Genomic DNA, 20337 nt, shown 5'->3' with positions numbered 1-20337 from the left:
AATGGGTTGGCAGCCCTTACCCTTAAGAGGGCGAGGATCATCTATCACTTCTGTAATCTTGTGTGGCTGGCTTCCAGTTAGTTGGATGCCCGAGCCTTAACTGGATAGGATGTGTAGTCTGCCTTGCCGTAAAAACTTGCCGAATTTTATGCATAATATCCTTGCGAAAATAGCAAGTGCCTGCGGGCGGCTTGTAAGCTGAGAACAAGCCATAGCCCGACAGATGAGAAGGCCAAAGAGGAAAGGAAGAGTAGATCGATGTCTACAACAATGAGCGTAATTCGCGTCTATCGCTATGGTGGACCCGAAGAACTTAAACTTGAACAGCAGCCGCGCCCAGAGCCGCAGGAGGGCGAAGTGCTTCTTCGCGTCCAAGCAGCAGGCGTGAACCCGCTAGAATGGAAGATTCGCCAGGGCCTGGCAAAAGATTTCATGCCAGTAACATTCCCCTATACTCCTGGCGATGATGTGGCCGGCATAATTGAAGGCCTTGGTCCGGGGGTAACCTCGTTCGAGGTTGGGCAGGCAGTCCTTGGGAGAGGCAATGGTACATATGCCGAGTATATTACGGCTCCGGCGGAAGCCTTCGTGCTCAAGCCAGCAGCTCTCAGCTTTGCCGAAGCTGCCTCTATCCCTGTGGGGGTAACGACAGCCTGGCGCGGACTTTTCGATGAGGGCGAGCTTGAGGCTGGGCAACGCGTGTTGATTCAAGGGGCTGCCGGCGGGGTAGGTCTGTTTGCCGTCCAATTGGCGAAATGGAAGGGAGCTTATGTGATTGGCACAGCCTCTACGGCAAATCTGGAGTTTGTACGCTCACTGGGTGCTGATGAGGTTGTCGATTATACCACAACGCCAGTTGAGAGCGTGGTCAAGGATGTAGACCTGGTGCTCGAAGGGGTTGGAGAAAGGACCATGCGCAGCTCTCTGGCTACGCTCAAGCCTGGAGGAAAGCTTAGCTCGCTTGCAGCGTTACCGCCTCTGGAACAGGCGCAGGCGCGTGGAATTCAGGCAAAAATGATTGCTGCACACCCTTCGCGCTCTATCCTGCAGGCAGCAGTGCAGCTGATCGAGGAGTGGCGGCTTAAGGTGAGCGTTGGTAAGACATTCCCACTCGCCGAAGCCCGGCAGGCCCATGAATACAGTCAGCGCGGCCATGGGCGAGGCAGGGTTGTCCTGCTTGTCTGATTATGCCTGCCGACATTTTTCAGGCCTTAGCTTTTTTCTTTTGGGCGGCCTTGCGGTTCAAGCGGGGCGTAATGGCTACGATGAGCGCTGCGCTAAGGATGCTCAAAACGCCTATCCAGGCCAACTGGGGAACGGCGAAGTAGCGCAGAGCCAGGCCGCCCACGGCAGCTCCAGCGGAGATGCCCAGGTACAGGCCCGAGTTGTTGAGGGCTAAAAGAACGTTTGCATGCTCTGGCGCAATATTGAGCAAGCGCTGCTGCTGGGGAATAAAGAGCGAGGCAAAGCTCATTCCCCAGAGCAAGAGCAGGATCGCTCCGCTGATGAGCGTGGTGGTAAGCAAGGGAAGGGCAAACTGTACGACCAGCAGAGCTCCTAGAAAGATCAGGACAAGCCAATGGGGCCGAAAGCTGTCAGCCAGCCTTCCGCTTATCCAGTTGGCACATACGATGCCCAGGCCAAAGCAGGCGAGTAGGAAGCTTACATCTGAGATGTGAATCTGCTGCTGTAAAAGCAAAGCCACGTAGGGGTACATGATATAGACGCCTGTATTCCACAACAGCGCTGGCAGGAGGGCCAGGACTATGCGCGGCTGTGTAATTGGTAGCAGCCGTTGTGAGAGAGAGAGCGGTGCTGGCGGCGCTGATTTGGGAAGTCCGCAGATCAGCAGGGCAAGGAAGGCAAGGCCGGCCAGCGCAGCTACGAGCGTAAAGGAGAGCCTCCAGCCAAAGTATTCGCCAACCCAGGTGCCGAGCGGAGCGCCCAGCACCGTTGCAATATTTAATCCGCTTACCACCAGGGCCAGAGCCTGGCCCCTTTTGGCCGCAGGCGCAAGCTTGATACCCACGGCGAAGGCCAGCGGCGTATAGGCAGCCGCAAAACAGCCGGCCAGAATGCGCGAGAGCAATAAGAACAGGAACGAGGGAGAGAGTGCCGAGGCAAGATTGGCAAGAGCAAGTAAGCCCAGGGCGCCAACCAGGACACGTTCAGGCGACAAGCGCCCTGCCAAGGCTGCCAGAAGCGGCGCTCCCAGGCCATAGGTTAAGGCGAAAACTGTAATCAACTGCCCGACCAGCCCCTCGCTTACTCCGGTCTCGTGAGCAATGACAGGCAGGATTCCCGCGACGATAAAGGCATCGGTGCCCAGGGCGAACATGCCCAGCGTAAGCAAGATGATGCGCGGGTTAGTGCGCGTGAGAGGCTCCTGTCCTACCTCGATTAAATGGCTTTGAGTCCTTGGTGACATGAAAAATATGCCTTCTATGTTTACTAGCTGATGGTTTGCGCTAAGTTGCGCTTCATATTAGCAGCGTGCTTGCCGGGGAGGAATAGCGGTCAGAACGAAATGTGCTATACTTTCTTTTAGTAGGAAAGGTAATTTGGGAAATGGCTTTACAGTCAGAAAGATCTCTCGATCAGACCGATTGGAAGATTTTGCGCGAGCTGCAGAAGGATGCGCGTCTTTCCTATAATGAGCTGGGCAGGCGCGTAGGCTTATCGGCTCCGGCTACCGCTGAGCGGGTGCGCAAGTTAGAAGATGCCGGCATTATCACCAGCTATGGGGCGCAAGTGGAAGTTACAAAGCTTGGTTTGCCCTTGCTGGTCTTTATCCAGCTGCGCTGTTTCCCTGATCACTGTCTGTTTAAGACCAGCAGCGCCGAGAAGTTTCCAGAGATTCTTGAGATGTATAAGCTCAGTGGAAACTATTGTGCACTGCTCAAGGTTGCTCTTAGCTCAATGGAGCACCTTGAAGCTTTTACCGAGCGCTTAAGCTTCTATGGAGAGCAGACAACTAATGTGGTGACTTCAAATCTCTTCTCCCAGCAGGTTATTGATTGGGAGAAGCCTGAGGTAAATCTTCGCCCCTCTACTCAGCAAGGCTGGGATAAGCGTAAGCGCTAGGCTCTCCCCGCACTTATTAGCGAAATGCCCTTCATATCCCTTTGGCACGTTTGCATCCCCGGCCCAGGCCGTTGAGTAGGCAGCAGAATTTAGAAGCCATAGCTATTTGTTACGTGCTGCCTTTTCCTGCGCTAGCGATTTCTCGGCTACATTGAGTGAGCGGCGGGCATGACGATCATAAAGATGCCATAGAGGATCAAGGCCAGCCCCACCACTTGAGCAATGCGCACTGCCTGTGGAAAAACCCTTTCTGCGAAGATTACAACGGTTAGCACGAGCATCGCAGCCCAATTCATGATGCCCAGAGGGAAGAGCAGGATACAGAGCAACCAGTTTGCTCCCAGGCAAGCGAACCCATGGGAGAGGCCCATGTGCAAGGCGCCGATGCGGCCGTCGCGCCATCTCTCAAACATGAACTGCTGGGGTTTGCAGCAGGTTGTCAGGCAGGCACGTTTGAAGGGTGTGAACTGGTAAAGGCCAGCCAGGATAAGAACGCCTCCACCGATGCGGGAGGCGTTCAGCATGAGCCAGGGAACGCTTCGTGCTAATTCCGAGGCCGCGTTCGCGCCGAGATAGGCCAGCCCTCCGAAGAGCGTCCAGATCAGCAAGTATGCGCCTACAAAGATCAAGATAGGGACAAAGGCATGCTTACGGTTTGATCTCTCGTACTGAGCTTGTACGAAAGCCAGGTTTATGGGGGTGGTTGCGGGAAACATCATCGCCACCATCATCACAGTCCAGAGGCCAAGAAACAAGCCAGCCTCCATATCCATCGTCAGGCTCATATCCATCATTTCTGCTGTGGTAGACTGCCAGATCAAAAGCGCCCACGACGCAGCGGTCAGGATCAGCAGTAATGCCAGGATGAGGGGGCGTTCCCGTTGCAAGCTCATATGTCCCTCCTTGCGGAACACTGCCGCACCTTGAGGCATGCATCCAATGCAAGCGAGCATTGTGTACAGGCACAGAAAGGCGCGGCAGCTACTCAGACGTTCAGTCCTTGTATCTATTGTGATGCCGATTTCATGCGGAATGACCGCTTGCGATCAGTGCTGATCGCAGATCATAGTTTAGTCGCCACAACAGTGCGAGGTTGTGGCGGGAGCACTGGTGCCGAGATCGTCGGAGTGTCCAGCCGCCAGCCGGGACCATTGGGGAATGGGACGTCCGCGCATGCGATAGGGATGGGGTTCGGCGGTATTTTCTCCCCAGAGTTGCGGCCAACCGGCGGGCGAGTCCTCCCACTTCTCCTGTCGTCCGTAGATAGTCTTGTCCAACAACCCATAGCTGGGAGACATTACCTCAACGCTACGGCCTTTGGTCCAGTAGGTCTCGAACACGCGGCCGCCGTGCTGCAGGTAGCATACCAGGTAGAACTCGCCGACCGGGCGCCCGGCGAGCAGGGCCTCGGCGGAGTCCTGCACCGAGTACCACGGGGCATCCCAGCCCATAAAGTCGCGGTAGCGAGCGCTCTCTTCGTAGGGGCCCTGGCAGAAGGTGGCATAGGTCACATCGCGGGAATGCAGATATGACAGCTCGCGCACCTGGCCGTTGTATTTGGTGCAGCCCTCACACTGGGCAGCTGCAGGTTGACCCGTGTGCCACATAAAAAAGTAGGCGATCAACTGCTTGCGGCCCTCGAAGGCCTCCAACAGCGTGAGCGGTCCGTGCGGGCCGATCAGCGTAATTGTGGGGTCCACTTCCACCATCGGGAGTCGCCGACGAGCCGCCGCGATTGCATCGCCTTCGCGGGTGTGGGCCTTTTCTCGAACTAGCAGCTTATCAAGTTCCGCTTGCCAGCTCGCCCTGTCGACTATCGCAGGCAGCGCAGCGCTGTCACTACCGCTCGTGAAATTGTGCTGATCATGTGTGTTCATCAGTGTTTCCTTCTTCCTCTCCCCGCGCGAGGCGCGGTATGATTCCCGTTAGAGAGAATAGCGTTGCTTGCAAATTGCAACAAAATCTATTCTATTAGCTAAGAAAGAAGATAGCTTCTCTGATCTTGCTCATTTCTGGCAGCCAGTTTTTGCAGAATGCTTGCGTATAGTGTCGGAATAAGGCCAGCTGACTGTATAATTTAGTAGCTGGCAGACGCGGGTGCTTTAGACACTATCTATGAAGGGATGGAGAGATTGTGAGCGTGTTTTCTCGTTGCTGGACCGCTGAGCTAGCCGTCAATCTGGAGAATATCCAGGGCCTCAGGCCAGAAAAGGGAGGGAACTATGGCTGATTTTTGCGAAGATCTATTGCAGCAGATGACACTACAGGAAAAAGTTTCGCTGTTGGCCGGCTCAGATATGTGGCATACAGTTGCTATCGAGCGGCTTGGCATTCCGGCTTTGAAGGTTACGGATGGTCCGAACGGAGCGCGTGGAGATACCATGTTCGGCGGGACGACTGCGGCTTGCTTTCCTGACGGCACATCCTTGGCGGCCACCTGGAATACCGCACTGGTTGAGCGCATTGGCCAGGCTCTGGGCCAGGAGGCCCGCACGAAGGGCGCGCGTGTCCTGCTGGCTCCCACTGTCAATATGCATCGCTCGCCGCTGGCCGGGCGCAATTTTGAAAGCTTCTCCGAAGATCCCTACCTGACCGCACGTATGGGGGTTGCCTATATTACGGGAGTGCAGAGTCAGGGAGTTGGGGCAACGGTAAAGCACTATGTATGTAACGATTCCGAGTACGAGCGGACGAGCATCAGCGCCGAAGTCGATGAGCGAGCCTTGCGAGAGATCTATCTTCCACCGTTTCGCGCGGCCGTGTGCGAGGCCCACACCTGGGCCCTGATGGCGGCATATAATCTGGTCAATGGAGTTGCGGCCAGCGAGCATCCTTACCTTTTGCAAGATATTTTACGCCAGGAATGGGGCTTCGATGGCGTGGTAATCTCTGACTGGTTTTTATCGGTCAAAAGCACGGCGGCCTCGCTCAATGCTGGCCTCGATCTGGAGATGCCTGGTCCGGGACAGTGGAGAGGCGAGAAGTTGCTGCAGGCCGTCAGGGATGGGGAAGTTGCTGAAAGCACTATCGATGCCAGCGTGCGGCGTCTGATGCGCTTGTTGCAGAGAACTGGAATGTTTGCCAATTCCCAGGAGGAGAAGGAGCAGGCGCTTGATCGCCCTGAGCATCGTCGCCTGATTCGCGAGGCGGCCGCCGAAGGTATAGTTTTGCTCAAAAATGAGCGCGATATGCTCCCGCTGCAGCGCGAACAGCTGAAATCACTGGCGATCATTGGGCCCGGTGCTAAAGAGGCCTATATGATGGGTGGGGGAAGCGCGCAGGTCAATCCTCATTACGTGGTTACTCCTTTTGAAGGCGTGCAGGCCTGCGCCGGCGATCAGATTACGCTTGGCTATGAGCCCGGCTGCACCAATCATAAGTTGTTGCCTCTGCTCGATCATGAGCACATCTTTGCCAATCGTGAGCATTCAAGCCACGGCCTGAGCCTCGAATATTTTAATGGAAGCGAGCCAACAGGTACGCCAATCTGGACCGAGCAGCAACTATCTGCGGAATTGATCCTGTTGGATAAGCTGCCCGAATCTGTAGACTCGCAACAGTTTGCCTTGCGGGCCAGGGGATATTTTGTGCCGCCTGTGACGGGAACCTATAGTTTCAGCTTAACCAGCGCGGGCTTGAGCCGCCTCTCGCTGGCTGGAGAGGAAATTATCGATAACTGGAGCAAGCAGGAGCCGGGCGATACGTACTTTGGTATGGGCTCGGCCGAGCTCACGCATAGCGTTGTGCTAACTGCAGGCCAGGAGTATGAGCTCACGCTTGAATACAGCAAGAGAGCAGATTTGCTGATGGCAGCTTTTCGTCTGGGCTGTCTGCCACCGCTTCCCGCTGATATGTTGGAGCGGGCCGTGACGCTGGCGGCTCGTTCTGATGTGGCGCTTATTTTCGCGGGACTGGGCGGCGAATGGGAGAGCGAAGGTTTCGATCGGCGCACTATGGAATTGCCGTCAGCCCAAAATGAGCTGATTGCCAGAGTTGCGGAGGTCAATCCGCACACTGTCGTCGTGCTCAATGTTGGTTCGCCCGTCGCTATGCCCTGGCTTGATAGCGTGGCTGCGGTCCTGGTAGCCTGGTATCCAGGTCAGGAATGTGGCAATGCCATCGCCGACGTGCTCTTTGGCGAGGTCAATCCTTCGGGCAAGTTGCCGCAGACATTTCCTCAACGCCTTGAAGACAATCCGGCCTATCTCAATTTCCCCGGCGAGAACGGCAAGATTCGTTATGGCGAGGGCATCTTTATTGGCTATCGTTACTATGAGAAGAAGAAGATTTCCCCGCTTTTCCCGTTCGGCTTTGGGCGTTCCTATACAGAATTTGCTTACAGTTCACTACAGTTGAGCCAAGAAGCGATAGCACCCGGCGAGAGCCTGCAGGTCTCCATCGATGTGCGCAATACCGGTCAGCGCCGCGGTCAGGAGGTGGTGCAGCTCTATATTCGTGACATTCAGGCGAACTTGCAGCGCCCTGAGAAAGAGCTCAAAGCCTTTGCCAAAATAGCTCTTGAGCCTGGCGAACGCCAGCGCGTGACGCTCTCGCTCAATGATGAAGCACTTGCATATTTTGATGATAAGACCCATGCCTGGATCGCTGAAGCTGGGGAGTTTGAGGTGCTGGTTGGGGCTTCGTCGCAGGATATTCGCGCAACTGCCCGCTTTGTGCTGACCGGCTCCCGAAAGTGGCTCTAGCTCTCTGGACCCTTTAGCGCTAGCTTGCAGCGATAATTAGCCTGTCTAAGTGGCCCGCTTGCTATCCTCTTCAAAATGAACAAGCGGGCCTATCTCTCCTGGCATTCAACTCAGGATGGGAGGCGGGCGACAAAGCGATCAAGCTGCTCCATATCGTAGAGCACAGGCCCATGGCCGAAGCAGAGGAGAGCCGGGCGTAATTGCGCAAGCTTACGAATGGAGCGCCGGTTCTCTTCGCGATCCAGCGTAAAGACGTCTGGCGGCTCATACAGGCCAGTTTTGCCCGTGATGGGATGGTTATTGCGCAACACGTCCCCTACAAGTGCTACCCGATCGGATTCGCGAAAGTGTATCACATGTCCAGGCGTATGTCCGGGTGTATGGATGACACGAAAACCGGCTATCTCGTCGCCATCATGCAAGCACCGTTGGACTGCATATGCTGGTCCGGCGAAGCCCAGTTGCATTATTTTTATGGCGACGGTTCCAGGAACCATGGGCGCATGTCCCTCCATGCTCGCAACGTCCCCTTCAGGACAGGCCAGAGGGACGCCGCGCGTCATGCAGATCTGTTTTACAGCTCCTTGATGATCGGGGTGGCAATGGGTCAGGGCTACTTGCGAAAGGGGGATATTTGTCAGCTGTTTGAGCAGACTGGAAGCATCCCAGCGTGTGGCGGCGTCAACGAGTACATCCTCAATGAGATAGACGTTGAAGAGGTTGGCCGGAAAACGGTTATACAACTGCCAGACATGATGAGCAATCATGCGCATTTGTGGCCTTGGTGCTTCATCAATGACTGAAGCTTTTGGGTAGGGAGAATGGTCAGTTAGGTTCATCGTGCTTTGGTATCTCCTGCAAAAAGGAGCCGGAGCTCATCCATCGCCTCTTCTAGGGGATGTGTACTGCGCTCGGCCCGACAGAGTAAGAGCGCCCCTTCAATTGTCGAGAGCACAAAGAGCGCTCGCGCAGGGGCCCTTGTTGCTTCGCAGCCCGAGGCAATCAGCAAGTGTTCGAGGCGTGCCAGCCAGGCGTGGTAGACGGCGCGACAGGCCTGCTGTACAGGATCGCTGGTGGCCGCCATCTCTAATGTGACCGTAGCCAGGGGACAGCCTTTTTGAAAATGAGATATCTGGAGACGCTCGCGAAAGAAGGCGGCGAGCAGAGAGAGCGCCGTTCCCAAATCCGTACCCTCCGCGATAAGGGCATCGAGATCATTCGTAATGGCCTGCCCGGCTAGCGAAATCGCCTCCGCCGCCAGCTCTTCTTTTCCCCCAGGAAAGTGATGGTAGAGCGAGCCTTTCGGCGCCGCGCTCTGCTGGAGGATTTGGTTCAAGCCTGTGGCATGATAGCCTTGTGCCTCCATCAGTTCAACGGTAGTGGTAATGATGCGTTTCCGCGTTCCTTCTGTCTCCATGAGATCCTCCTGTACCGACTGGTCTAGCTGCTGTTTCTATTGTACCGACCGGTCTAGCAAATGTCAAGACCTGGCTGGTGAAGTGAGCCAGCCAGGAATGACCGAGGAAGATCCTTTCATGGGCTAAATGAGAAGTTTGTATCCCTTGATAGATGTTTTAAAGCTTTTTGCGGCCGCCTAAAGGGAAGCGCTCCCAGGGATTCTCATTGGCAGTGATGCGATATCCATCGGGATCAGCAAAGACGAGCGCGCGACCGAACGGACTATTGAAAGGCGGCGTAACGATCGTAACTCCTGCCGCTTCCAACCTGGCGTGTAGCTCATCGACATGATCGCAGTCGAGCCAGAGTGTAAAGCCCCAACCTGGCTGGGGCGCTTCTGCCAGATTTACTTTTGCCTGACTGATGCCTAAGGGAATCGAGTTAGTATCGAAGAGGACAAAATCTGCAGATGTGAAGCGCTCATCAATCGTCAAGCCAAGAGTTTCTGTATAGAATGTGCGTGAAGCTGAGAGGTCGCGTACTTGTAAGCTAATGAAGTCGGGTCCAAGTAGCCTGGCCATATATATTACTGCCTTTCTTTGCTAGTGAGCTATTTCATGAGTCATACTTGATCTCTTTACTATTAGAAGTATACATCCGGCCTGTGACAACGGTATGTCAGCAGCGCAGCAACTTTTTAAGGCTGGGCTAATATCCTGACGAAGCGCTAATTTTAGCTGGCTGGGCAGGCGCTAAAAAGTCGGCCCTTGCTCTACACGAATCATCCATCCGTCCAGGCGAGACCTTATCTAACTGGCTGTGGACTGCTTGCAGCACGCTTGTCCAGTTATTAATATGTTATGTGCGTGACGGCTCAGGGCAACGGTCGTGCCCTAAGGAGCGCGAGTTGCTGCCGAATAGAGCGCCTGTAGACGACGATGAGCAGAATTATGCCGAGCAGGCCGATGCCCAGAGTGGTAAGAGAGAGAGGAATGCCCGGCCAGACTATCAGATAGATGGAGTGCGGCAATCCATCCCAGAGGCCATGAAGAAGTGAGACGAAGAGGTAGGTCAGCAGGACCAGGCGCGTGATACGGAAATGTTGCTTCGTGCTCTGCTGAAACAGCACGGCCCCCAAAATGCCAGTCCAGGTGCCGTGGCCAAATGGCGCGATCAGGCCGCGGATCACAGTTTCTATAATCGAGACACTAACATGGCCTCCACTGGCGAGAAAGACTGTGAAGGCATAGCCTGTACTCTCCAGGGCGGCAAATCCCATGCCAACGGCCCCACCTAATAACAGGCCATCCATTTCGGAGGTATGCGGCGTGCGCCTGGCCAGAAAGGCCACCGCGGCAATTTTACAACCCTCCTCGATCAGGCCAACAAGAAAGGCAGTGCTCAGCGGCAATCCGGCATTCGGATTGGATGGAACCGGCAATAGAAATGCCTCCAGGACTGAGGCTCCGAGCACACCGAGAATACCGCCGAGCACAAAACTGCTAGCCACCGTCACGGGATCTAGTGCGCTCAGATGACGATGATCGTAGAGGAAAGCCACAAAGACCACGGGAACGAGGAAGTTTCCGATCAGGATAACTGTTGGATACAGGTTGGGATTGCCGGTAACTGACAAAATCAGCGTCGTGATCACAAAAAGAATGATGCCAATAAGGAGCACACGCAGCCAGCTTCTTTGGCGGCGCAAAGGCTGCTGAGGCGATGATAGATGAGGAAATTGAGCCATAATCTCTCCTCTATTCGGATGATGGTTCGTTTAGACAACAATCTTAAATGCTTCTCTATGAAGGATACGCGTCAGCAATGCCGCGTAGATATGCCCTCTTTCCCCTTTTCATCTATATTTCATTTGTGAGATAGAGAAACGCATACTTTCCCCTGTAACCGCTATGCTATTTGATAAATATCTTACATACTTGGCTCGTTTGACTCCTCTGCTGATGTCGTCAGTCTGTTCCTGAATCATGTTGGGCAGCGAATTATTCCCCATGCTCAGGCGCTTCTGGCCCTGATCAGAATGATTGGGCAAGAAGCAAGGGCCACGCGAGAGAGCGCGCAAGCAAGCTGTGTGTGAGCGCAACGCTCTTTTTCTGCCTGGATAAATGCGCCGGCGTACTAAGGCGTTTTCGGGCCTTGTATCCAGAGCTGGAAGTAGTTCTCTTTGTGGGCACGTTGCATGAAGTGTACCATTGGATCGAGCGTGGTATCGTCGATGTAGGATTCGTGCTTCTTTCCGAGGCTTTTCTTGCTCACGACTTCACAGAAAGATTGCCGGGTGGCGAACGGTATTTTCGTCGTTCACCACCCGGCGGCCAGGGTCGCGCATTTCACGCTTCCACTCGCTAAGGATTGGCTACTGTGTATTTAGCAAAATATACAGTGAGCTTTGTGCGCTCATTTTTCGCTAGTATGATGTGTACTAACTCAGGCAAACAGCGCTAGAAGGTGACCGGCAAACTTGCCAGGCCGTACAGCATGGGATTCTTACTCCACTTAAGCTCGCCTGGTTCGCAGGCCAGGCGCAGATCAGGCAAGCGGCGCAGCAGGGTACCAAAGGCAATCTGGCCTTCCAGGCGAGCCAGCGGCGCCCCCAAGCAGAAATGAATGCCTTTGCCAAAAGCCAGGTGTTGAATATCCTGCCGCGTGATGTCCAACCTGGTAGGATCGCTAAAGTGTTGCTCATCCGCGTTGGCTGCAATCAGTGCTGCTACCACTTGTTCGCCCTTATGAATTACCTGGCCATGCAACTCAATATCCTCGTTAGCCCAGCGCTCATCGGAGAGGCTGACCGGTGAGGTATAGCGCAAGAGCTCCTCAACGGCGTTGGGTAGCAAAGAAGGCTCATCCCGCAATAAGCGCAGCTGCTTGGGATGCTGCAACAGAGCCAGCGTGCCATGACCTAGCAAGTTTACCGTCGTCTCGTGTCCGGCGACGATCAGTAGGAAAATCATCGCGACCAGTTCGCTCTCGCTTAACTGATCGCCATTCTCCTGAACATGGGCCAGTTCGCTCGTCAGATCGTCGCCAGGATGGGCGCGCTTCTCGGCTAGCAAGTCCTGGATATAATGGAAAAATGCTTCTGAGGCAGCCATATTGTCGGCCTCTATATTTACAATCGCTTGCGTCCAGGCGCGAAAGGACGCGCGATCGGCCTCGGGAATGCCCAGCATCTCCGAAATGACAGTAATGGGCAACGGATAGGCAAAAGTGGGGATGAGGTCCACCTGGCCTTGCTTCTCTATCTCGTCGAGCAAGTCATCGGTGATTTGCTGGACGCGTGGGCGCAAGTGCTCGATCATGCGTGGAGTAAAGGCCTTGGAGACCAGGCGACGTAGGCGCGTATGGTCCGGCGGATCGCTGCTGAGCAGATGGCGCGATAGCCCTTCTGGTACTGCCTCGTCTACTACCCCTGGAAGCTTGCGACTATCTTTGATAAAACGCGGGTCTCTCAATACAAAGAGCGCATCTTCATAGCTCGTCGTCACCCAGGTATTGACTTCATCAAGATAGTGAAGCGGCCCCTCAGTTCGGAGCTGCGTATAGAATACACGGAGATTGCTTCTTGTCTCCTGAGACAGGTAATCTTGCAAGTTGATATGTGTCATATATCGTAAAGCTCCTTAAACGATTGTTGATTGGTGGGCTTATATATCTTTGTCCACAGTGTACAGCGCTTCAAGGAAGTTGCCATTCCTCTTTAGGAGCATTCGCAGGGAGTATTTTGCTTTGCCAACGCAGAGCTGATACGGCCCTGCCTTAGTAGATGTTGGAAATGGGTTGCTCGGTCGAACAGGCGGAACTGGCGTATGTGGTATAATTCGAGAAGTACATTTGTTCTATATAGGAATTTATGCTAAAGTTGCAAGCTAATAAATTTTTGTTTGCTATGTAACTGTAAGAAGTTTGAAAGGAGCCAGCCATGTCGTTGCCCGGTAATCAGGAGAAGGATAGAGCTGATGCGAATATTGTACACCTTGAGCTCTGGGATGAAGGCGATCTAGCCCTGTTGAAAAAGCTTATGGGTGATCCCGCGATGACCGAGCATCTGGGCGGTCCCGAGAATGATGAACAGCTTGCCGAACGGCACGCTCGCTACTTACGCCTCGTCGATAAGGGGCGAGACCGAATGTTTAAAATCGTGCATACCGCGACTGGCGAAGCGGTTGGCTCAATTGGCTACTGGGAGCGCTCCTGGCACGACCAGCAAGTATATGAGATGGGCTGGTCAGTGCTCCCGGCCTGCCAGGGTAAGGGAATTGCCAGCCTGGCTGCGGCTCAGATCGTTGCCAGGCTCAGGTCAGTAGGCGTGCATCGTTTTGTGCATGCGTTCCCCAGCGTAGATAACCCACCTTCAAATGCTCTCTGCCGCAAGCTTGGCTTTACCCTGCTTGGAGCTTGCAAGTTTGAGTATCCCAAAGGCCATTTCATGCAATGCAATGACTGGCGCTTCGAGCTCTCCATAGATGCTAAAGAACAATAGCCTTCAGCCAGGGGTTGAGCCCAGATTTCCCACCTCGCTTTAAAGCAGGCCAAGTTCGCGGGCCCGCGCGGCTGCCTGCGTACGGTTGAGTACAGCCAGCTTGGCCAGGATATGCTTGACGTGCCGCTTGGCAGTATTGAGGCTGATCACGAGCCGCTCGGCAATCTGCTGGTTAGAAGCCCCTGTTGCTAGCAGCGAAAGCACATCGCGCTCGCGGGAGCTCAAGGGATCAATGAGGGCTTGCGTGACTTCTTGTGCGGCGGGAGCAGGTAGGGCCAGGCTCATGGCTGGCATGGCCGTCAGTATCTGCTGAATATAGCGCGCTGAGGCTGTGGTATACATGGAGACCTGGCTGAGTATGTGCCGCATGGGCTCGCCTTCGTCGGCAAAAAGACGGATATAGCCCTCCGGCTCGGCCTGGGCCAGGACACCTCCAAGCGTAGTTAAGGCCTGCCTGGTTTTCCCCTGGGCCTGGAGCGCGAGCGCTGTGAGCATCTGGAGCTCAATAAGCCAGCCCTGGAAGCCCAGGCGTGTCGCACATGTGTGCCAGCGCTCAAGTAGAATGTTTGCTTGCTTGAGAGCAGTTTCGGCCTCCGCTTGTCGGCTGCGCCCACGTGCGATCAAGATGCGCGCCAGCGTCAGGTAGGCGAATACCTGCTGACCCTGCGCGAGAGTTTCAGGCGTGTCATCGTAGCGTATGCTGTTGGTTTCGACCCAGCGATTCGCCATTTCAAACTCTCCGCAGGAGAGGGCGAGACGCGCGACGAGCGTTGATATATCTACCGGGGAGCTGTCCTTGCCCGGATGAATCTCCTCGTAGATCTCCGGGTGCTGCCTGGCCGCTTCAAGGAAGTAACGCGCAGCCTCAGCTCGGCCTTGCGCTAGTTCAATGCGTGCCTGTATCCAGAGTCCATAGCCGTAGAAGGGTTGGTGGAGTTCGGGTGGGATGAGCTTTAACATCGCACCTGGCAAGCTCTTCAGCACCTGCTCTATTCCATAAGTCGCTCCTTCCAGACGGTTCCGTTCATATAATAAGCAGGCCTGCCGCATCAGGGCAAAACTTTGCAAAAGGAGTAGCATCGGCGCCAAATCCTGACGAGAGCCAGGAGCTAATAACAGCGTTTTATAGAGCTTTTCGGCTTTATGCAGCTGACCTTGCGCTTTGTACAACTCGCCTAGTAGAAACATAGCCGCCATTTGAATAAGCGAGCGTTGTCTTGCTGGCTGCTCCATACTCAGATCGCGCAATATCCGCTCGGCGGCGCTAAGGTCTCCACGCTCGCTGTATGTGAGGCTGAGGATAAGCTGCAGGAAACGGACCAGCATCTGGCTCAGCTCGCTGGCCCGCGGAGTCAGGTGCTGCAATGCCTCATGGATGAGCTTAAAGGCTTGTTTATGCCTATGTTCGGAGAGGGCGTTAAGCGCCTGGAATAGTGAGAGGACGCCTTGCGCTTCTTCCCAGGCTGAATCTGTCGTCTGCTGTTCCTGTACATGCTGCTCCATATGTTGGAGCTGCCGGGCGATACTTTCTAGCGGGCGCATGCTTAACGAGTGCCAGGGCAGTGTAATATATAGTTGGGGAGAAGTCACGATCAGCTCGACGGGAAGCTGACTTAACCAGTTCCCTAAGCGCTCAAAGCGTCCCTGCTCTACCAGGGAGGGCAAGAGCTGCGTGACGAGATTGGCGGCCCGCGCTAGCTCACCGGCCAGAAAGGCGTAATCGCAAGCCTCTTCTAAGCTCTGCTGCTGCTCGTACCACTGGCTAGCTCGTGCATAAAGATGAGGAAGCAAGTCAGGCTCCAGCTTTTGCAACTGAGTACGCAAAGAATTAGCGAAGAGGGGATGATAGCGATACCAGGTTTCGGTATTATCCAGCGCGCTGACAAAGAGATTGGCCCGCAGTAATTGCGCAAGGCGGCTCTGGCTATCAGGTAGTTCCGTCACCGCATCGCAGAGCGGCCCCGTCATGCGCTCAAGAACACAGCTCAGCAGGAGAAAGCGCCGGGTCTCAGGAGTTTGCTGAGCCAGGACCTCTTCGCTCACGTAATCGAGCAAGAAGCGATGGGTGCCGCGAAATGTCTGCAGGAATGTGGTGGCGTCGGCCTGACCGCGCAGAGCCAGGGCCAGCAATTGAATGCCGGCAATCCAGCCTTCCGTGCGCTGTTCTAGTAAATCTGTGGCTTCATCTGAAAGTGCGAGGCCCATTGTATGCACAAGGCTCGCCACTTCGCCTGAGGCAAAGCGTAGCTCCGTGGTGCGCACTTCGTTTAATTGCCCGCGTGCGCGCAAGCGAGCCAGGGATACGGGAGGATCAGCACGTGTACCGATAACCAGGTGCAGGTGTTCGGGCAGATGATCGAGCAGGAAGCGCAAGAGGGTGTGAATGGCCTCAGTCGTAAGGACGTGATAATCATCAAGAATCACAAATACATCTTGCTGGAGCAGCTGGGCAAGATCGTTGAGGATGCCGGTTAATACGCGCTCAGCATCCCGGTTATCGCTAATGTGATAGGCCTGCATTGCAGTTTCAAAGCGCTCATCAAGCCTGGCCAGGGCGGCGATGAGGTAAGAGAGAAAGCGCGCTGGATCGTTATCAGCTGTCTCAAGCGAGATCCAGGCTACCGGGAAGTGCGTTGAGGAGGCCCAGGCTGCCAGCAGGGTCGTTTTACCAGAGCCGGCGGGTGCCGAAACCAGGGTAAGTGCTCCCTCTCTACCCTGCTCTAGTTGCGCAAGCAGACGTGCGCGTGGGACGTATTGCATGGGTAGACGGGGAATATGCAGCTTGCTGGTAAGCAGCAATGGCGATGCTGAACTCGCCTTCCTGGGAGGAGCAATGGTGGCTTTATCCACAGCCTGCTCGCTTTGGGCTTCTTCTGCAGGATGAAGGGCTAATGCTGGATCAGTTTCGCGCCCATTGAGCACGGCAGCAACCGTTTCCAGGCGCGCCACTGTCAGGTCGATGCCGCGGGCCAGATAGCGCTTGAGCATGTGCTGTTCCTGGCGCCTGTAGGCATACCAATAGCTTCCGCCTCGTTGCGCAGTCTCTTTGCGTACCGTGCAGTCAGCGCCCGCGCGGCTTTGAAAGGCGAAGGAGGAAATTTCCTCAAGCCAGCCGGCCCAGTGCGGGCCACCGGGCTCAATAGCAGGAACAAGGGGCTGATCTTCATAAAAGACGATATATTTGTGGTCAAGTGTGGACCACTGCAGTCGGTAGGGTATGTATCTGGGCATTTTCCCTTCCTGACGTTTCTATGCTACATAACGTTATGGCTTTCAGAGAGTATTACGTTTTCTTCGGGCCTGGGTTGTAGAGTGGCCAATGCTGTTATGTAGCAAACGCAGCCCTTTCATAATCTTTATGCCCTGTTGCTATTTAATAACAGAAGTAGATAAATATATAGCTGAACTTCAGCTATGATAGCAAACCATGTCAGGTAAGAGGCCGTGTTGTTGTACAGCTTGCGTTTTACTTGACTTAACCCTATTATACAAGCAAGGTCGCTTGTATAAAGAGCTAATGAAACCGAGAGTAAGGTTATGGGCCAGCACATAGCGCAGAAACGAACACAGCTTACCGTGATGCTCATCGATTCTAACCGGGCTATACAAGAGTGCATCGCGCCAGGTTTACGTTTCGAAGGCTTTTGTGTGGAGATCGCCGAGAGCGGGTTAGCTGGGATAAAGCTGGCCCGGCGGCGTAAGCCCGACCTGTTGATTATTGCCCTTGAGCTGCCCGATATCAGCGGCATTATCGTATGTCAGCGCTTGCGCCGGCTATCCCCGACGCGCAATATTCCTATTCTTATGCTAGCAAAGCCAGGAGATAGTGCCGATAGAGCTGCAAGTATTGTCGCCGGCGCTAACGATTATCTCACAGCTCCCCTCGATCTTGTCGATCTCCTCGATCGTATCTATATCCAGCTTCCTCAGGCTATTCCTGAACTTCTCTACGGCGTTCCTTTGCGAGATGAGTATGGGCCAGACCGGGCTACGCACAACACAGATTGCGGTAGCCTTGAGGGTTGGGTGATGCGGCTTATCAAGCGACAAGGCAAGCAGCAGCAGACCGCCGAGGAGAAGCAGGATTAGCCCTCATCAGGTGGTGACGCGATTAGCTATTTCCAGCAAGTTGTGATCGGGGTCGCGAAGATAGATCGAAAGGATCGGGCCGCTTGCCCCGCTTCTCGGCACCGGCCCTTCGATGATATCTACCTGGCAAGCTTTGATATGCTTGATCACCTCCTCTAGTGATAGCGAGGTCAGAAAGCACAGGTCAGCTGAGCCAGGAGTAGGAGCTGCAGCTTTCGGCTCAAACTCTTTGCCGCGCTGGTGGAGATTGATTTTCTGCGACCCGTAGCTCAGAGCTTTACGCCCATGGCCAAAGGTGACGACCTGCATGCCCAGGACGCGCGTGTAAAAGTCGCAGGTTGCCTCAATATCGTGCACTGTTAACACGAGATGATCCAGGCTATCGATATGCATAAAAGCTCCTTTTTTATGCCTCATTTTACGCACAACCAACAGCGCCCATCAAGCAAGAATAGTTGACCAGAAGGAACAATTATGTTCGGCATCCATGTTAATAGGTTGGATGCCCTTATCTCCTGCGGCCAATGCCTGCACGTATGGAACATTTTCGCTAGTACGGAAGCTCGGCCACGGCGGTAGTCCTGAACCATTTGGGTTGCCTGTATGAACAAACCGCGCCCAATAATGAATCATCTGATCAGACAGATGCCATTGCTCACGGCTGAACGGCGGTTTGTAACCAGGGAAATCAAACAGATAGACGAGTTCAGAACCGTGGAAGGCGGCAAGTGGTATTCTTGGATCAGCAATGAGCGATGATGGAGCATTGCGGTCAGCAAATTCGTATCCGTAGACGGAGGCATGCTGTGCAAGCCAGCGATTGCGCTCAAAAGTTGGGCATACCCACATTCGATCGGTAATCACGGCGCCCCAGGCTTCATCGGCAGAGTTATGGTAAGCACTCAGTGGATAATGCTCTTTTACCTGTTCGGCTTGCTCATGAAAGGTTCCCTCCAGCAATTGTTGATAGTGTTCCGGCGTGATTTTCTCATAGTCCGTGGCTATCTGTAGCATAGCTTCATCGTGATTTACACCGGAGATAAGCGGCATCTGGTGAAAATGGCCTTCTGCTAATGCCTTGACAGGATTCTCCGGCAAAACGGAACTACCATAAGCGGGCAGAGAAAACAGTTGGAGAACTGGCTGGAGCTTGGAAACTGAAAGGCGCCGCAGGCAAGTGATCGCCGTAGTCGGATCAACACAGCCCAGCTTGCCAGCTATCTCCTTCCCCGTCGTCTGGAGATCCGGAAGTGCTTCCCACGGAGGAAGTGCAGGCAGACCGGGGGAAAAATTGTTAGCTGGCATATTCCTTGTACAGATAGCACTCTGTATGATTGCACGCTGGAACAGGCCAGCCGCAGATGGGGAAACCAGTTGTGAGCAGACGCTCCATCCTCCCGCAGACTCGCCGGCAAGTGTCACATTGTGCGGGTCACCGCCGAACGCTTTGATATTGCCTTGCACCCAGCGGAGCGCGGCCTGTTGGTCCTCAAAACCAAAGCTCCCGGAGCCTTTCAAGCCTGGATAGCCAAAGAAGCCGAGCATTCCCAGGCGGTAATTGACAGTTACCACCACGATATCCCCACTCACGACAAGGCGGTGAGGATCAAAGTCACTCCCTGCCCCCTCGACAAAACCACCACCGTGCAGCCAGACCAGCACTGGCTTTAACTGATTGTGCTGTGCAGACTGAGGAGTCATCACATTCAGGAAAAGACAGTCTTCCCCAAGACTCTTTGTCGGATTTGTGGCGGAAACAAGCTGTGGACAGCGATTTCCTGGCTTCGTGGCATTCCTCAGTTCGCTCCAGGGCTTCACTGGTTGCGGAGAGGACCAACGCAAATCGCCAACGGGCGGAGCCGCGTAGGGAATTCCCTGAAAGGTACGATAGTCTTTGTTTACAGTACCTTTTATAGGGCCGTCAGTTGTCATGACAGTTGCTCCATCGTTAGATTCATGGAGCAGATCAGGCTGAGCGAGAAAAATTGTGCAGATGACACCTCCTACAACAATCAATGTGATGAGTATCAGTACACCTCGTATTCCAGGATGCTTCAGCATTGATAAGTTTCCTTCTTTCTCTTTCCAGGGCTCCATAAAGGACACCATCCTTTGGCGACGATCCAAACTTTCTTTACCATGCGTCATTGCTCCCTATTTCTTTTGTTTTTTTACTATCGAATTGGTCACAATCACCAGAAGCAGACTTGCGACAATAAGCACAATGCTCCCAATCAATTGAAATTCCTTTGGGAGAAAGCTCAGAGCGTTAAACCAGCGGTCAGTTCTTCCAATCAAGGTGTTGAGTAACACGCCTACACTCAGAATAAGCAAAAGCTGACCAATGGTCCGAAAGAATACAGCCATAAGAGATTCCTATCCCCTTCTATTACAGAAATAGTTTTATGCAATATGCGGCAGCATAAATGCTCCAGCGCTGTAAACGCGTTTCTAAAATGAGGAGCGCAGAGAGATGTGGCAATGGCTTACACATCTGCTGAAAGCATAGCCCTTCAGGAGTGAGGCAACACCCTCCAGGTGGGTGGTTAAGATGAGCAAATA

The 20337-nt window shown here is 54.1% G+C and carries 17 protein-coding genes and 1 pseudogene; 6 read left to right on the top strand and 12 right to left on the bottom strand.

From position 1 onward, the window contains the following. The first annotated feature begins 258 nt into the window (after nucleotides 1-258). Nucleotides 259-1185: an NADP-dependent oxidoreductase gene (locus tag EPA93_RS03625; protein WP_129885733.1), complete on the top strand. Its 927-nt coding sequence runs from the start codon at nucleotides 259-261 to the stop codon at nucleotides 1183-1185. A gap of 19 nt (nucleotides 1186-1204) precedes the next feature. Here the strand turns inward: EPA93_RS03625 and EPA93_RS03620 are convergent, their stop codons facing one another. Next, a complete protein-coding gene (locus EPA93_RS03620) occupies nucleotides 1205-2428 on the bottom strand; it encodes an MFS transporter (RefSeq protein ID WP_129885732.1) in 1224 nt (407 codons plus the stop codon). Between the two features lie 140 nt (nucleotides 2429-2568). On the opposite strand from EPA93_RS03620, the gene EPA93_RS03615 reads away from it, so the two are divergent. Beyond that, a complete protein-coding gene (locus tag EPA93_RS03615; RefSeq protein ID WP_129885731.1) occupies nucleotides 2569-3084 on the top strand; it encodes an Lrp/AsnC family transcriptional regulator in 516 nt (171 codons plus the stop codon). 146 nt (nucleotides 3085-3230) lie between these two features. Here the strand turns inward: EPA93_RS03615 and EPA93_RS03610 are convergent, their stop codons facing one another. Together EPA93_RS03610 and EPA93_RS03605 are read right to left on the bottom strand one after the other, a co-directional pair. Next, nucleotides 3231-3977 (bottom strand): DUF2182 domain-containing protein, encoded by a 747-nt coding sequence (locus tag EPA93_RS03610; RefSeq protein WP_129885730.1) that lies wholly within the window; start codon nucleotides 3975-3977, stop codon nucleotides 3231-3233. A gap of 177 nt (nucleotides 3978-4154) precedes the next feature. After that, nucleotides 4155-4961, bottom strand: a complete 807-nt coding sequence (locus EPA93_RS03605) for a DUF899 family protein (RefSeq protein WP_129885729.1) — start codon at nucleotides 4959-4961, stop codon at nucleotides 4155-4157. 345 nt (nucleotides 4962-5306) lie between these two features. Between EPA93_RS03605 and EPA93_RS03600 the strand changes: the two genes are divergently transcribed. Further along, nucleotides 5307-7787: a beta-glucosidase gene (locus EPA93_RS03600; RefSeq protein WP_129885728.1), complete on the top strand. Its 2481-nt coding sequence runs from the start codon at nucleotides 5307-5309 to the stop codon at nucleotides 7785-7787. 110 nt (nucleotides 7788-7897) lie between these two features. On the opposite strand, the gene EPA93_RS03595 is transcribed toward EPA93_RS03600, so the two are convergent. The 4 genes from EPA93_RS03595 to EPA93_RS03580 all read right to left on the bottom strand — a co-directional run bounded on the left by EPA93_RS03595 (nucleotide 7898) and on the right by EPA93_RS03580 (nucleotide 10932). Next, nucleotides 7898-8626 carry an MBL fold metallo-hydrolase gene (locus tag EPA93_RS03595; protein ID WP_129885727.1) on the bottom strand — a complete coding sequence of 243 codons (729 nt, stop codon included), beginning with the start codon at nucleotides 8624-8626 and terminating at the stop codon, nucleotides 7898-7900. Continuing rightward, entirely contained in the window at nucleotides 8623-9204 is a 582-nt protein-coding gene (locus EPA93_RS03590) for a TetR/AcrR family transcriptional regulator (RefSeq protein WP_129885726.1), read from the bottom strand. Before EPA93_RS03590 ends, EPA93_RS03595 begins: the two co-directional genes overlap by 4 nt. Before the next feature lie 157 nt (nucleotides 9205-9361). After that, nucleotides 9362-9766, bottom strand: a complete 405-nt coding sequence (locus tag EPA93_RS03585; RefSeq protein ID WP_129885725.1) for a VOC family protein — start codon at nucleotides 9764-9766, stop codon at nucleotides 9362-9364. Nucleotides 9767-10059: 293 nt separating this feature from the next. Further along, entirely contained in the window at nucleotides 10060-10932 is an 873-nt protein-coding gene (locus tag EPA93_RS03580) for a PrsW family intramembrane metalloprotease (RefSeq protein ID WP_129885724.1), read from the bottom strand. Between the two features lie 335 nt (nucleotides 10933-11267). On the opposite strand from EPA93_RS03580, the pseudogene EPA93_RS03575 reads away from it, so the two are divergent. Further along, nucleotides 11268-11552: pseudogene (locus tag EPA93_RS03575) on the top strand (LysR substrate-binding domain-containing protein); the annotation flags it as partial. 92 nt (nucleotides 11553-11644) lie between these two features. Here the strand turns inward: EPA93_RS03575 and EPA93_RS03570 are convergent. Further along, entirely contained in the window at nucleotides 11645-12811 is a 1167-nt protein-coding gene (locus tag EPA93_RS03570) for a cytochrome P450 family protein (RefSeq protein WP_129885722.1), read from the bottom strand. A 314-nt stretch (nucleotides 12812-13125) separates the two neighbouring features. Between EPA93_RS03570 and EPA93_RS03565 the strand changes: the two genes are divergently transcribed. Next, complete coding sequence (locus tag EPA93_RS03565; protein ID WP_129885721.1) at nucleotides 13126-13686, top strand: GNAT family N-acetyltransferase; 561 nt, start codon at nucleotides 13126-13128, stop codon at nucleotides 13684-13686. A gap of 39 nt (nucleotides 13687-13725) precedes the next feature. Here the strand turns inward: EPA93_RS03565 and EPA93_RS03560 are convergent, their stop codons facing one another. Then, a complete protein-coding gene (locus tag EPA93_RS03560; RefSeq protein ID WP_129885720.1) occupies nucleotides 13726-16917 on the bottom strand; it encodes a winged helix-turn-helix domain-containing protein in 3192 nt (1063 codons plus the stop codon). 306 nt (nucleotides 16918-17223) lie between these two features. On the opposite strand from EPA93_RS03560, the gene EPA93_RS03555 reads away from it, so the two are divergent. Continuing rightward, the gene (locus EPA93_RS03555; protein ID WP_129885719.1) at nucleotides 17224-17775 is read left to right on the top strand and encodes a response regulator; all 552 of its coding nucleotides are present in this window, start codon (nucleotides 17224-17226) and stop codon (nucleotides 17773-17775) included. A 6-nt stretch (nucleotides 17776-17781) separates the two neighbouring features. Here EPA93_RS03555 and EPA93_RS03550 read toward each other — a convergent pair whose 3' ends face one another. From EPA93_RS03550 to EPA93_RS03540, 3 genes are all read right to left on the bottom strand, one after another. After that, on the bottom strand, nucleotides 17782-18168 hold the full coding sequence (locus tag EPA93_RS03550; protein ID WP_129885718.1) for a VOC family protein: 387 nt from the start codon (nucleotides 18166-18168) through the stop codon (nucleotides 17782-17784). A gap of 48 nt (nucleotides 18169-18216) precedes the next feature. Continuing rightward, complete coding sequence (locus EPA93_RS03545) at nucleotides 18217-19836, bottom strand: carboxylesterase/lipase family protein (protein ID WP_165422852.1); 1620 nt, start codon at nucleotides 19834-19836, stop codon at nucleotides 18217-18219. Nucleotides 19837-19929: 93 nt separating this feature from the next. Then, nucleotides 19930-20142, bottom strand: coding sequence for a hypothetical protein (locus tag EPA93_RS03540; RefSeq protein WP_129885716.1), 213 nt, complete (start codon nucleotides 20140-20142; stop codon nucleotides 19930-19932). Nucleotides 20143-20337: the final 195 nt, after the last annotated feature.

The sequence above is a fragment of the Ktedonosporobacter rubrisoli genome (genome assembly GCF_004208415.1).
Taxonomy (GTDB): domain Bacteria; phylum Chloroflexota; class Ktedonobacteria; order Ktedonobacterales; family Ktedonobacteraceae; genus Ktedonosporobacter; species Ktedonosporobacter rubrisoli.
This window is presented reverse-complemented; position numbering and strand designations above follow the sequence as displayed.

Coding starts and splice junctions, on each gene's coding strand:
- EPA93_RS03620 (WP_129885732.1), bottom strand. CDS start 2,428: ATGTCACCAAGGACTCAAAGCCATTTAATCGAGGTAGGACAGGAGCCT.
- EPA93_RS03615 (WP_129885731.1), top strand. CDS start 2,569: ATGGCTTTACAGTCAGAAAGATCTCTCGATCAGACCGATTGGAAGATT.
- EPA93_RS03555 (WP_129885719.1), top strand. CDS start 17,224: ATGGGCCAGCACATAGCGCAGAAACGAACACAGCTTACCGTGATGCTC.
- EPA93_RS03610 (WP_129885730.1), bottom strand. CDS start 3,977: ATGAGCTTGCAACGGGAACGCCCCCTCATCCTGGCATTACTGCTGATC.
- EPA93_RS03545 (WP_165422852.1), bottom strand. CDS start 19,836: ATGCTGAAGCATCCTGGAATACGAGGTGTACTGATACTCATCACATTG.
- EPA93_RS03600 (WP_129885728.1), top strand. CDS start 5,307: ATGGCTGATTTTTGCGAAGATCTATTGCAGCAGATGACACTACAGGAA.
- EPA93_RS03595 (WP_129885727.1), bottom strand. CDS start 8,626: ATGAACCTAACTGACCATTCTCCCTACCCAAAAGCTTCAGTCATTGAT.
- EPA93_RS03625 (WP_129885733.1), top strand. CDS start 259: ATGTCTACAACAATGAGCGTAATTCGCGTCTATCGCTATGGTGGACCC.
- EPA93_RS03540 (WP_129885716.1), bottom strand. CDS start 20,142: ATGGCTGTATTCTTTCGGACCATTGGTCAGCTTTTGCTTATTCTGAGT.
- EPA93_RS03590 (WP_129885726.1), bottom strand. CDS start 9,204: ATGGAGACAGAAGGAACGCGGAAACGCATCATTACCACTACCGTTGAA.
- EPA93_RS03605 (WP_129885729.1), bottom strand. CDS start 4,961: ATGAACACACATGATCAGCACAATTTCACGAGCGGTAGTGACAGCGCT.
- EPA93_RS03585 (WP_129885725.1), bottom strand. CDS start 9,766: ATGGCCAGGCTACTTGGACCCGACTTCATTAGCTTACAAGTACGCGAC.
- EPA93_RS03570 (WP_129885722.1), bottom strand. CDS start 12,811: ATGACACATATCAACTTGCAAGATTACCTGTCTCAGGAGACAAGAAGC.
- EPA93_RS03550 (WP_129885718.1), bottom strand. CDS start 18,168: ATGCATATCGATAGCCTGGATCATCTCGTGTTAACAGTGCACGATATT.
- EPA93_RS03560 (WP_129885720.1), bottom strand. CDS start 16,917: ATGCCCAGATACATACCCTACCGACTGCAGTGGTCCACACTTGACCAC.
- EPA93_RS03580 (WP_129885724.1), bottom strand. CDS start 10,932: ATGGCTCAATTTCCTCATCTATCATCGCCTCAGCAGCCTTTGCGCCGC.
- EPA93_RS03565 (WP_129885721.1), top strand. CDS start 13,126: ATGTCGTTGCCCGGTAATCAGGAGAAGGATAGAGCTGATGCGAATATT.